The sequence below is a fragment of the Escherichia sp. 93.0816 genome, assembly GCF_013368855.2.
Taxonomy (GTDB): domain Bacteria; phylum Pseudomonadota; class Gammaproteobacteria; order Enterobacterales; family Enterobacteriaceae; genus Escherichia; species Escherichia ruysiae.
The window spans coordinates 44,955-57,104 of the sequence record NZ_JABWNC020000021.1 but is presented as its reverse complement, the minus strand read 5'-3'; the positions used below and the strand labels follow the sequence as shown (position 1 = coordinate 57,104).

At 45.8% G+C, this 12,150-nt stretch carries 10 protein-coding genes; 4 read left to right on the top strand and 6 right to left on the bottom strand.

All coding sequences use genetic code 11. The features are described 5' to 3' along the window. Window positions 1-36: 36 nt before the first annotated feature. Window positions 37-642, bottom strand: coding sequence for an ankyrin repeat domain-containing protein (locus HEM79_RS18220; RefSeq protein ID WP_176242039.1), 606 nt, complete (start codon window positions 640-642; stop codon window positions 37-39). A gap of 257 nt (window positions 643-899) precedes the next feature. Between HEM79_RS18220 and HEM79_RS18215 the strand changes: the two genes are divergently transcribed. Together HEM79_RS18215 and HEM79_RS18210 are read left to right on the top strand one after the other, a co-directional pair. Beyond that, window positions 900-1,397: a DUF1097 domain-containing protein gene (locus HEM79_RS18215; protein WP_105285946.1), complete on the top strand. Its 498-nt coding sequence runs from the start codon at window positions 900-902 to the stop codon at window positions 1,395-1,397. Window positions 1,398-1,488: 91 nt separating this feature from the next. Continuing rightward, window positions 1,489-2,421 (top strand): LysR substrate-binding domain-containing protein, encoded by a 933-nt coding sequence (locus HEM79_RS18210; protein WP_001084385.1) that lies wholly within the window; start codon window positions 1,489-1,491, stop codon window positions 2,419-2,421. A gap of 41 nt (window positions 2,422-2,462) precedes the next feature. On the opposite strand, the gene pdeL is transcribed toward HEM79_RS18210, so the two are convergent. From pdeL to HEM79_RS18190, 4 genes are all read right to left on the bottom strand, one after another. Then, window positions 2,463-3,551, bottom strand: a complete 1,089-nt coding sequence (gene pdeL, locus HEM79_RS18205; protein WP_021550294.1) for a DNA-binding transcriptional activator/c-di-GMP phosphodiesterase PdeL — start codon at window positions 3,549-3,551, stop codon at window positions 2,463-2,465. Between the two features lie 1,004 nt (window positions 3,552-4,555). Then, complete coding sequence (locus HEM79_RS18200) at window positions 4,556-5,251, bottom strand: LutC/YkgG family protein (RefSeq protein WP_176242037.1); 696 nt, start codon at window positions 5,249-5,251, stop codon at window positions 4,556-4,558. After that, window positions 5,244-6,671, bottom strand: a complete 1,428-nt coding sequence (locus HEM79_RS18195; RefSeq protein ID WP_000023938.1) for a LutB/LldF family L-lactate oxidation iron-sulfur protein — start codon at window positions 6,669-6,671, stop codon at window positions 5,244-5,246. Before HEM79_RS18195 ends, HEM79_RS18200 begins: the two co-directional genes overlap by 8 nt. A gap of 10 nt (window positions 6,672-6,681) precedes the next feature. Then, window positions 6,682-7,401, bottom strand: coding sequence for a (Fe-S)-binding protein (locus HEM79_RS18190; protein WP_001102104.1), 720 nt, complete (start codon window positions 7,399-7,401; stop codon window positions 6,682-6,684). 492 nt (window positions 7,402-7,893) lie between these two features. Here HEM79_RS18190 and HEM79_RS18185 point away from each other — a divergent pair, with 492 nt between their 5' ends. Then, window positions 7,894-9,447, top strand: a complete 1,554-nt coding sequence (locus tag HEM79_RS18185) for an L-lactate permease (protein WP_176242034.1) — start codon at window positions 7,894-7,896, stop codon at window positions 9,445-9,447. Between the two features lie 184 nt (window positions 9,448-9,631). On the opposite strand, the gene rclR is transcribed toward HEM79_RS18185, so the two are convergent. Next, window positions 9,632-10,495, bottom strand: coding sequence for a reactive chlorine-specific transcriptional regulator RclR (rclR, locus tag HEM79_RS18180; RefSeq protein ID WP_176242032.1), 864 nt, complete (start codon window positions 10,493-10,495; stop codon window positions 9,632-9,634). Between the two features lie 226 nt (window positions 10,496-10,721). Here rclR and rclA point away from each other — a divergent pair, with 226 nt between their 5' ends. Further along, window positions 10,722-12,047 (top strand): reactive chlorine resistance oxidoreductase RclA, encoded by a 1,326-nt coding sequence (gene rclA, locus HEM79_RS18175; protein ID WP_176242030.1) that lies wholly within the window; start codon window positions 10,722-10,724, stop codon window positions 12,045-12,047. The last annotated feature ends 103 nt before the right edge of the window (window positions 12,048-12,150 follow it).

Here is a 12,150-nt window from a genome sequence, read left to right as displayed (position 1 = left end):
CCGTCTTTCTGGTGTGTCGATAGCAAGCCTCCCGGATTATGCGCCTGCGGCAATCAGCAATTGCGCAATCTCTTCAAAGCCCCGTTCCCGCGCCAGTTCCAGCGGCGTTTTGCCATATTTATCGGTCATATGCGGGCTGGCTCCGTGTTCCAGCAATAACTGGACAATCGCCTGCTGTTTAATACCGCCATCATTAAGCACAATCGCTTCCAGTAATGGCGTCCAGCCAACATGGTTGGTCTGGTTAACGTTAATATCCGTATGCGCCAAAAGCTCTTTCACAATACTTAAATGACCTTTTTCACAGGCAGGCGTCAGGCCAACGCCGCCAAAGCGGGTTACGCAATTAAGATCGGGTTTAGCCGGTAAAATAATCCGTAACAGGGTTAAATCACCGGTCAGGCAGCTAATTAAAAAAGGATTTGAACATATCTGATCTTGCTTATTAATATCTGCTCCGGCATCAATTAATACCTGCACACAAGCATATTGCTGATATAAACTTGCCAGCGTAATTGCCGTTTTCCCCTGACGATCGCAGGTATTAATATCGACACCCAGCGCAAGGCAGGTTTTTAGTTTATCGATATCGCCCTGTTGTGCAGCCAATAAATAGTCGGCAGGTAGATTTTTTATAGTCATTCACATTCCCCTGGTTTTTGTGGCTGTTTTCGATGAATTGAGAATAGCAACGATAATCTGATAAAAGAACCCGCTTAAATTTAATTCGCCGTATTTCGCCTTTTTGTTGAATGATGTTCAACAATCTTTTCGCAGTGTGCGGTAGTGCAATATTTGTTTCTTTGACCCGATACCCTTTCACTCAATCAGGTTTTATTTCTCTATAGTCTGCACATGTAAGAGTAGCTTTCGTCCATGTCTAACCAGAGGGGAACAAGATGAACGGACTCACGGCAACGGGTGTCACCGTCGGTATTTGTGCAGGGCTTTGGCAGTTAGTGTCTTCACATGTCGGGCTCTCTCAGGGATGGGAATTATTAGGAACGATTGGCTTCGTCGCCTTTTGCAGTTTTTATGCCGCAGGCGGCGGTAAATCGGGGTTTATCCGAAGTCTGGCGGTTAATTATTCCGGGATGGTGTGGGCGTTTTTCGCCGCGCTGGCTGCCGGCTGGCTGGCTTCTGTAAGTGGGCTTTCTGGATTCTGGGCAAGCGTGATTACTACCGTGCCCTTCTCGGCGGTGGTGGTCTGGCAAGGACGTTTCTGGTTACTGTCATTCATTCCCGGTGGCTTTCTCGGCATGACGCTATTTTTTGCCAGCGGGATGAACTGGACAGTAACGTTACTGGGTTTTCTGGCGGGTAACTGCGTGGGGATAATTTCGGAATACGGCGGACAAAAATTAAGCGAAGCGACGACTAAAAGCGACGGGTATTAAAAGTTATTCAAAAATGATTATCTATCTTTAATCGATACCTCTACAGTTGTGACTGGAGAAATTCATATTAGAAAATGGCGGGAATGGTTTAATGAACTCAATTTTTACCGAAGAAAATCTGTTGGCATTTACTACCGCTGCGCGTTTTGGCAGCTTCAGTAAAGCGGCAGAAGAGTTGGGTTTAACCACTTCCGCCATTAGCTACACCATCAAGCGAATGGAAACGGGGCTGGATGTGGTGCTGTTCACCCGCAATACCCGCAGCATTGAGTTAACGGAGTCCGGGCGTTATTTTTTCCGTAAAGCAACCGACCTGCTGAATGATTTTCACGCCATCAAACGCAGCATCGATACTATTTCGCAGGGCATAGAAGCACGCGTGCGCATTTGTATTAATCAGCTGCTTTATACACCCAAACACACCGCACGCTTATTACAGGTGCTGAAAAAGCAGTTTCCCACCTGCCAGATAACTGTAACAACTGAAGTGTATAACGGCGTCTGGGATGCGATTATCAATAACCAGGCGAATATCGCCATCGGCGCACCCGACACGCTGCTGGACGGTGGCGGCATTGATTACACCGAGATTGGCGCGATTCGCTGGGCTTTTGCTATCGCCCCGGATCACCCGTTAGCCTTTGTACCGGAGCCAATCGCTGAAAGTCAGCTACGTCTCTATCCTAATATTATGGTGGAAGACACCGCGCATACGATTAATAAAAAGGTGGGCTGGTTGCTGCATGGGCAGGAGTCGATTCTGGTGCCAGATTTCAACACCAAATGTCAGTGTCAGATTCTGGGCGAAGGGATTGGTTTTTTGCCAGATTACATGGTTCGTGAAGCGATGGAACAATCACTGCTGGTTATCCGACAAATTCATAACCCGCGCCAGGATTCACGCATGTTACTGGCAACCCAACACTCTGCAACGGGTCAGGTGACGCAGTGGATTAAAAAACAATTTATGCCTAAAGGGATATTAACGGAGATTTATCAGGATTTACTGCATCGGGAGAATTGATACCAGCCAACCTCCCGACGCACCCTGAATAGCGGCTTACATCAACCACCGGCTTTCATTACCCAGTCAGAGACAAATTTATTACCCGGAACCGGCGGAGAGTACAAATAGCCCTGCAAAAAGTGAACGCCTTTACCGATCATTAAGTCCGCCTGTTCCTGGGTTTCTACCCCTTCCGCCACGATACTCAGACCGGGCTTACGCGCCAGTTCGACAATATTGTCCACAATATGGCCGGAGATTTCGTCAACACTCGCCATTTGCACAAACGACTTGTCAATTTTAATAAAATCGACCGGAAACGCCTGCAAATAACGATAGGTTGCATAACCAGTACCAAAGTCATCCAGCGCAAAGGTTATGTTGTGCTGATGAAGGCTATCAAATATCGCTCTGGCTTCTGGCGTTACCGGAATGGGGTTACGTTCCGTCAGCTCAAGAACCAGCTTGATTTTATCGTTGCCTAATTTCTTGACCAGGTTCAGGCACTCTTTTTCAAATCCCGCAGCCAAAAAACAGCCCGCCGAGACGTTGATACCAATATGGAAATTGTCCGGCAACAAATGTTTTACCGGCAGCAGAATATCCGCAGTCTGTTTCATCAACTGGCGGGTCATTATGACGATAAGACCAGATGACTCCGCCAGAGGAATAAACTGATCCGGCGGGATGATTCCCGTTTGCGGGTGCTCCCAGCGAACAAGCACTTCACAGCCTGTCAGTACCCCTGTCTGTGCGCAGAAAACAGGTTGGATCCATGGTTTAAATTCATGGTTTTCCAGCGCCAGGCTGATGGCTTCAGGCGTGACAATATGGTGATAGTGGTTGTCATTAATATATTTGTGACTGTTATTACCAGTGGCGGATATGATCTCCGGATTGTACTGAAAGAAAATATCGCGCCAGAAAGTAATATCACTCTGAATCCCCAGTTTCTCAAAGAGTTGTTTCTTTTGATGTGAAATTGTCTTTGCACTGCGATTTCTGTATTGTGATATTTCTGTTACCGACATCCCCTGCATCAGCAGCTTGAGTAGCAGTCGTTCTTTCTCGGATACGTTACCGGGCAATGACAAATGAACCGTTGTACCGAACTCTTGCAGAAAAACACGAAAATCACATGAATCCATGAACACACCTTTTATCTTTTATCGCTGTTCAGTATGAGTTACTACTGGTGGATTCCTGAGCACGCATAAGGGGTAACCATAAACATCAGCGATGCCGTATCTATAACAACAAACACCACTATCGATCAGCTTATCGTTACCTCTAATGTTTACTCAATAACGATTACGTTAAATACCTCAGAAATGTCATCACAAGTGAATCTCAGCAGATAATCACGCAAATTTAATATTTAAAGCCAAAAATTTCAGTCAACTCATTTTGGGTACTAGAGAAGTAGTTTTACTATTTCTATATTTATAATTTACCACTAAGTACTGACTTTCAGTCACGAGCGAAGGCGCATTATATGAATTTAACAATCCAAATCAACTTAAAATATCCCCATCGATATGAACATAGCGTCAACATCCGATTACAAAATGAGTAAAGATGCGTGTTAAACATGCAAATTATTCATGCCATGCGCATGTTTTGATTCCATCAAGTTTAGGGCTGAATCCATTCAGCTCACATTAAAATATTAATGAGAGATTAAGAAAAAATAATATTTAAAACATCCAATAAAATATCACACACAGATAATTAAACCTTAAGTAACATATAGTTATCTTAAATCTGACGCGTTGACTCTACACGCCTTTCATGAATAAGGTTGCAACTCAAATATGTCAATTCAATTGCATTAAATAAGAATAAGCTTATTGAACAATGATTTCAGCCCAGTAGTGATTTTAGGCATCAATGTTTCTTTTTATGTTTTTTTATTATTCGCTGTCTGGCAGACCACCAATCTAAACTAATGGCTGCGCTGTATAGATATAACATCTGCGAGAGGATACATGATTATCTACACAGTGATGATGGCACCAGAGGTATAAGAAAGTGCGCCATATCCTGGACATGGCGCAAACTTGTGTCCCGCAGTGCAAATCAGTAATAGCGATATAGTCGCTATCGATGTCTTTCTGGCTGCTGAATACCAGAATGATTGCCAATCTCTCTCTCAACAATCCTCAATAACCAGGTACACCGCCTTCACCGGCCCGTGAACTCCAACGACTTTAATAAGCTCTATGTCCGCTGTTGAACTGGGGCCACTGATGATGTTAATGCAGGATGGCATACGTTCACCGGCCTGCGCTTTCTGGTGCAATTTTTCTGCCAGCTGCGCCACTCGGGGCAAAATAGTGCTTTTACGCAGGATAAAAATAGAGGACTCAGGTAGCAGACTCAATGAACGTCCGCGCTCGGCGGCGGAAAAAAGTACCACGCCTCCCGACTCTGTTAAGCCATATTCAGCATACACAACGCCAACTTTCGCCTGCTCCGCCAAAGCGATATTCTCGACACCTTTCGCCGGATCCCACACGACGGCATTGCATTCCTGCTGTAAACGTCCACTAATCCCCAGCTCCTCCAGTCGCTTGTCGCCACTGACCACGACCGACAGATCTCCCAGCTCTTTACACAAACGTAATGCCGCTTCTGCCGCCTGCGCCTCGCTGGTCAATTCACAACGCGTCAACATGACATCGCTGGCAAACTGGATAAACGCATCACAGTGCTGCTGTTGGTTAAGTTCGGTAAGCCGCTCGTTAGCATAATTGTTAAGCGGCGCATCTGCTGCTTGCGGTTCAAGTCGCAGCGGGCGCCCCAGTGCCTGAGCAACGTTGTTCAAAAATTCGCTCCGATTATCCATTCTTTTTCTCCTGCGCCTGATGTTTCTTAAACCAGCTACGGAAACTCTCTCCGTCAGCTTCAGGAAGATCGCGTGCTTCCATCCAGTCGCTAATTGCGCCGATCCTGAGCGGTGTTTTGCCGCCATTGATAAACCAGCTTGCCGCATGGGCGCCAGCCATCATTCCGACTTTCCACAATCCCGGATGACTATTGGCATAAGCAAACATTTTGATCGCCCGTTGCTCTGCTTTTGCTGTTATCCCTTTTTCAGCCATCACCCGACGATGGCGTAAAATCAGTTTCGACAGCGGAATACGCACCGGGCAAACGCTGTCACAGGCTGTGCATAGAGAACAGGCGTAGGGCAGATCTTTAAAATCTTTATAGCCGCCAAGCAGTGGAGAAATCACCGCGCCGATTGGTCCTGGGTAAATAGAGCCATATCCGTGACCGCCAATATGGCGATATGCCGGACAGGTATTCATACAGGCTCCGCAGCGAATACAGCGCAGCACATCACGAAATTCAGAGGCCAGCACCTCGGAGCGTCCGTTATCAACAATAACCAGATGAAACTCTTCAGGGCCATCAACGTGTCCCGCTTCGCGCGGTCCTGTCAGCCAGGTGTTATATCCCGTCAAACGCGCACCAACAGCACTGCGCGCCAGCATGGTGATCAATACATCAACCTCGGCAAACGTGGGGGCGATACGCTCCATACCCATCACCGCAATGTGCGTTTTCGGCAGCGTGGTACACATTCGCGCATTACCTTCATTAGTCACCAGACATACCGAACCGGTTTCTGCCACCGCGAAATTACAGCCGGTAATACCGATTTCAGCACTGAGGAAATCTTCGCGGATCTTTTGACGGATGAATAAGGTCATCGCTTCAGGCGTTTCCGGGCCATCATAGCCCAGACGTTCGTGTAGCACCCGGCGGATCTGGTGGCGATCTTTATGAATGGCCGGAACCACAACATGAGATGGCGGATCTTGATCCAGCTGGAGAATGTATTCCCCCAGATCGGTTTCAATCACCTGAATGCCAGCATCCTGCAACACATGGTTGACGCCAATCTCTTCGGTCACCATTGATTTCGACTTCACCACTTTCCGCGCATTTTTACGCTGGGCGACCTGCAAAATGTAGCGGGTAGCGTCTTCTTTGGTTTTTGCAAAATAGACGTGACCGCCGTTTTGCGTCACTTTTTCTGAGAGCTGGTACAAATAAGCGTCAAGATTACTCAGAACATGATCACGTATCTGGGCAGCACGATCGCGCCACTCCTCCCAGTGCCCTAATTCATCAACCATTTTTTGCCGATTTGCACCAATACGCTGCTGCGCGTTTGCCACCGCTTTGCGCATGATCGGATCTTCAATTTGCTGACGGATGCGTGTCTTAAATTCTGTATTACTGGTTTTGATCGACATCTTTATATCCTCAGCGGCTCATCAGCACTTCAGCAATATGCATCACTTTGACTTTCTGCCCTTCCCGTTGTAATCGCCCACTAATGTTCAGCAGGCAACTCACGTCAGCGCCAATTAAATACTCAGGGCGGACTTCCATCAGGTGTGAAACCTTTTCTTTCACCATCTCGCCGGATATTTCGGCCATTTTGACCGAGAACGTGCCGCCAAACCCGCAGCAAGTATCCTGTTCGGCAAAGGGCAACAGCTCCAGTCCGCGCACATTTTTCAGCAGCGTAAGTGGCTCGTCCTTCACCCCCAGCTTACGGGACAGGCTGCAAGATGGGTGATACACCGCTCTCCCTTGCAAGCTGGCGCCGACATCCACTACCCCTAATTTATTAACAATAAAAGAGGTGAGATCCTGCATACGCGCGGCAACCTTTTCGGCACGTAATGCCCATTCAGGTTCATCCGCCAGATATGTCGGGTAACTTTTTACGGCATAAGTGCAGGAACCAGCCGGTGAAATAATGGGATCGTCGTTATCTTCCAGTGCGGCAATCAGATTTTTCATCCCTGGAATCGCTTCTTTGATATAACCACTATTGATCGCAGGCTGACCGCAGCATCCCTGTTTCTCCGGGAAATTTACGCGACAGCCGAGTTTTTCCAGTAGCAGCACGGAGTCTCGTGCCATCCTTGATTTCAGTGCATCACCAATACAGGTAACAAAGAAATTTACATTCACAACCAACACTCCATTACTTCATTTCTGTTTATGCCCGATGGCAACCACCCCTTCTGGGTTATCAATCATCAATAAAAATAGGGGCTCTTTTTTATTAAGTAGTAAAATACAATTCCAAACTCATTTGTATGACAAAAGAGATAATCCTTCATTCAATACCTGGATGCAATAACTAATTTTATTTCTTTCGGCGTCGCTCACATTTTTATAAAGACACCAGCTATCAACACTGGGGTGAAAATTTGATTTAAGTGGGTCACAAAATTCATAAACCCGATCTTGAATACCTATTTAGAGTTACTCATTTTGGAGCTGTTAAAATATACACGCATCGTTATGAAAATCAAATTATTAACAATGGATATACAAATATCAACAACTGTAACTTTATTTTACTGAAGCGATTCAGTTTGCATTTTTTATTTTCATAATGAGATAACCTCCATCGGAAAAATAGATAAACAAGGTTGATAAATATAGTCAGGAATAGAAATGCACGGATATTTAATGTTTGCTATTGCACTCTCACCTTTGCTCCTTATGGTATTTTTGATTCTGAAACTGAAGATGCCTGTTCATTATTCAGTACTGATATCACTGGCATTTACAGCTGTTTTATCTGTCCTGTTCTGGGACATGCCAATACAGAATCTTAAAGCCTCAGTGGGTTATGGCGCACTCAAAGGATTATGGCCGATCGTGATTGTGATCCTCGGTGCGATATTCAGTTATAACGTCATGCAGGCAACCAAAGCTCTGGATATTCTCCGCGATATTCTCGCCAGTATTAGCGAAGATAAGCGTATCCAGGTACTCCTTATTTCATGGTGTTTTGGTGGTTTTCTTGAAGCTGCTGCCGGTTACGGTACTGCGGTCGCCATTCCTATTGGTATCCTCATTGCGTTGGGATTCAACCCACTGAAGGCCGCAATTGCTTCACTGGTTGCTAATACTGTGCCTACAGCATTTGGGGCGGTAGGTATTCCGGTTTCAATCCTCGCCGAGCAGGTTAACCTGTCTGTTTACACCTTAGGTGGAACAATTATTCTGCAATTAGCGATTTTTAATCTCCTGCTGCCCTTTGTCATTATTTGTATTATTGGCGGCGGCGTGAAAGCGATTCGCGGCGTATTCCTTATCACACTGCTATGTGGCATCGCGACACTTATTCCGCAATACTTTGTTGCCATCCATCTTGGTGCCGAATTGCCCGCTTTTGCTGGCAGCCTGGCTAGCCTTTTCGCTGTCGCGATTGCCAGCCGTCTGCGCAAAGGTGAAGTAGACCCAGAGTGGCGTATTGCAGCCAGCCATACCCGTGAAATGGCACCACGTTCGGCAAAGGTGCTGTTCCGGGTCGGTTCTATTTACCTGTTTATTTTTGTCTTTATTCTGCTGTGCTCACCGTTATTCCCAACGATAAAAGCAGCAGCATCTAAGCTGGCTTCAGTGCTACACTTTTCACTGGCCGATGGCGGAACATTAGCATTAAAAATAGAATGGCTCACAACGCCTGGAATGTTGATTATCTTTGCAACTATTCTCGGTGGTTTTATTCAGGGGGCATCAGCACGCGGTATGCTGGAAGTATTTATCAAAACCGTATTCCAGCTTAAAAATTCTATTATTGCGATTATGGCCATTGTCGCCATGGCAACAGTTATGGATCTCAGCGGCATTATTTCTACGCTGGCTCGGTCAATTGTCGATCTCACTGGAAGTTCATACGTCTTCCTCGCGCCGGTCATTGGTGCGCTGGGTACTTTTGTCACAGGCAGCGATACTAACTCGAATATTTTGTTTGGCAAACTGCAAACTATTGCAGCCAGTAAGTTGCATATCGATCCCAATTGGCTGGCGGCAGCGAATACTTCCGGTGCCACGGGAGGGAAAATGATTTCACCACAAAGTATTGCCATTGCCGTTTCTGCCACAAAAATGGAAGGGCAAGCCAATCAAATAATGTCTGGCACCATGAAGTACTGCTGTGCCTACATCGCAATACTTGGCTTAAAAGTAGGTCTCTTTTATTTCTGGTTTATGCGATAAAGTGTTTCTCTTAACCATATGCTTTATATGGATAATGATGCACGCAAAGATTAAGTAACAGAAATCTTGCCTTTAGAATGCCAGGATGTTCTTTATTTCTACCAGAACATCCTGCTGTTTTTCACCGCTACGCTGAGTATGACATGCTCTATTTTTATAACAGGGAATCTTATCCATACTTCGTTTATAAGCTAACCTCCTGAAGCTGTCTGACTCTTTCCCGATATTCTCCAGGAGTACAGCCAAACTCGCGAACAAATGCCTTGTGAAAGGATGATTCACTGGCATAGCCTACTGACTCAGCGATCACCACGACGGGGAGCGTTTCCCTGGCAAACCGCTGAGCCGCTATTTGTAGCCGCAACTTTGTTAATACAGCCAGTGGCGTGGTTCCAGAAACATCACGAAAAAGTTGGGCAAAACTTGCCCTGGACATGTGAACGATGCTGGCCAGCGATTCGACTGTCCAGGGATGAGCAGGCATTTCCAGCATTTGCTGAACCACCGCACCAAGGCGCGGATGAAGCAACAAACTAAGAATATTTTTCTCCGTATTAGCCTGTACGATCCATCCACGCACGGCGAGTGTAAAGAGTGTGGCGCATACCTGGCTGCACAGAGCATCCGCTCCCGGCATTGCCGCTCTGGATTCCTGTTGTAAAAAAGGAATCGCCTCCCTCAGCCAGTTAAACTCCACGCTGTCACTTTCCGGTGCCAAAAACAGAGCTTCCGGCAAAGAGGTTAAAAAATAACGCGCCGAACGTTGCAGCCGAAGAGTGCCGCACACAATACAGGTCGATTCATTTTCAATGTGACTCAGGCGATGAGCTGAATTTTGTGGTAGCAGAACCACATTCCCAGGGCGCAATGTAAAGGTCTGCCCCGCCGGCATTTCCAGTTTCGCCGAACCTTGTGTTAACACATGCCAACGAATAACCGATAGTTCCCCCGCAACATGTGGAAGCTGCCAGTCACTTCCTAACTCGCAATTTTTATCGATCGTTCCTTGTGGAGCGTTAAGCATCAATAAACGGCTAAGGGCATCCATATCAGACTCCTGAGTAGTTTTTTGATTATAGACAGCAATAATCTTATATAAGCCTTAAGCCAATATCATCAATTAGTTAATCATCATCGTTATATTGTGACCCTGATTAAAAAACAACGAACATCAGACGATAAGACAAAATATCAAGCGTTGTGAAGAAGTGTTATTTACAAATTTACGTCTATAGTCATTACGTCAAATGAATACGTTTCGACAGGAAATTATCATGAATAAATATCAGGCAGTTATTATTGGTTTTGGTAAGGCAGGAAAAACATTAGCCGTCACGCTGGCTAAAGCGGGTTGGCGTGTGGCTCTCATAGAACAATCGAATGCAATGTATGGCGGGACATGTATTAATATCGGCTGCATCCCAACCAAAACATTAGTTCATGATGCACAACAGCACACAGATTTTTCCCATGCCATGCAGCGTAAAGATGAAGTCGTCAATTTTTTACGCAATAAGAATTTCCATAATCTTGCGGATATGCCCAATATCGACGTGATCGTCGGGCAAGCGGAGTTTATCAATAATCATATTCTGCGTATTCATCGACCTGAGGGAAATCTGGAGATTCATGGTGAGAAAATTTTTATTAATACCGGCGCACAAACTGTTGTTCCGCCAGTTCAAGGAATAACCACGACACCTGGCGTCTATGACAGTACCGGATTACTTAACCTGAAGGAATTGCCCGAACATTTGGGCATTTTAGGCGGGGGATATATTGGCGTTGAGTTTGCCTCTATGTTCGCTAATTTTGGCAGTAAGGTGACTATTTTCGAAGCCGCGCCTCTGTTTTTGCCTCGGGAAGATCGGGATATTGCTGATAATATCGCGACTATTTTACGTGAGCAGGGAGTGGATATTATCCTCAACGCCCATGTGCAGCGTATCAGCCACGATAAAAATAAAGTACAAGTGCATACCGGACAAGCTCAACTGGCGGTGGATGTCCTGTTAATTGCTTCCGGTCGCCAGCCTGCTACCGCCTCGTTAAAACCAGAAAATGCCGGGGTTGCGGTGAACGAGCGCGGGGCAATTGTCGTTGACAAGCGATTACATACTACCGCAGACAATATTTGGGCGATGGGAGATGTTACCGGCGGTCTACAGTTTACTTATATTTCACTGGATGATTACCGCATTGTGCGCGATGAGTTACTGGGAGAAGGCAAACGTAATACTGATGATCGGAAAAATGTGCCTTATTCCGTATTCATGATTCCTCCACTGTCTCGGGTTGGTATGACAGAAGAACAAGCCAGAGAGAGTGGTGCGGATATTCAGGTGGTTACATTGCCTGTAGCGGCAATTCCGCGCGCCAGAGTGATGAACGATACCCGTGGGGTATTAAAAGCGATTATCGATAATAAAACCCAGCGCATATTAGGGGCATCACTGCTATGTGTTGACTCCCACGAGATGATCAATATTGTGAAAATGGCGATGGATGCCGGATTGCCTTATAGCGTATTACGCGATCAGATTTTTACTCATCCGTCGATGAGCGAATCACTCAATGATCTATTTTCATTAGTCAAATAAACCCAAAATCAGACGCCAGGACAAATATTCTGGCGTCTTAGAGAAAACAATTTTATTAATTTTTGCTTATTCTATAACTTCTTAATCACTTCATTGATGGTAT

Excerpts from the sequence above, each read along its gene's own strand:
- HEM79_RS18195 (WP_000023938.1), bottom strand. The coding sequence starts at position 6,671 with ATGTCGATCAAAACCAGTAATACAGAATTTAAGACACGCATCCGTCAG.
- rclA (WP_176242030.1), top strand. The coding sequence starts at position 10,722 with ATGAATAAATATCAGGCAGTTATTATTGGTTTTGGTAAGGCAGGAAAA.
- rclR (WP_176242032.1), bottom strand. The coding sequence starts at position 10,495 with ATGGATGCCCTTAGCCGTTTATTGATGCTTAACGCTCCACAAGGAACG.
- HEM79_RS18185 (WP_176242034.1), top strand. The coding sequence starts at position 7,894 with ATGCACGGATATTTAATGTTTGCTATTGCACTCTCACCTTTGCTCCTT.
- HEM79_RS18215 (WP_105285946.1), top strand. The coding sequence starts at position 900 with ATGAACGGACTCACGGCAACGGGTGTCACCGTCGGTATTTGTGCAGGG.
- HEM79_RS18210 (WP_001084385.1), top strand. The coding sequence starts at position 1,489 with ATGAACTCAATTTTTACCGAAGAAAATCTGTTGGCATTTACTACCGCT.
- pdeL (WP_021550294.1), bottom strand. The coding sequence starts at position 3,551 with ATGGATTCATGTGATTTTCGTGTTTTTCTGCAAGAGTTCGGTACAACG.
- HEM79_RS18200 (WP_176242037.1), bottom strand. The coding sequence starts at position 5,251 with ATGGATAATCGGAGCGAATTTTTGAACAACGTTGCTCAGGCACTGGGG.
- HEM79_RS18220 (WP_176242039.1), bottom strand. The coding sequence starts at position 642 with ATGACTATAAAAAATCTACCTGCCGACTATTTATTGGCTGCACAACAG.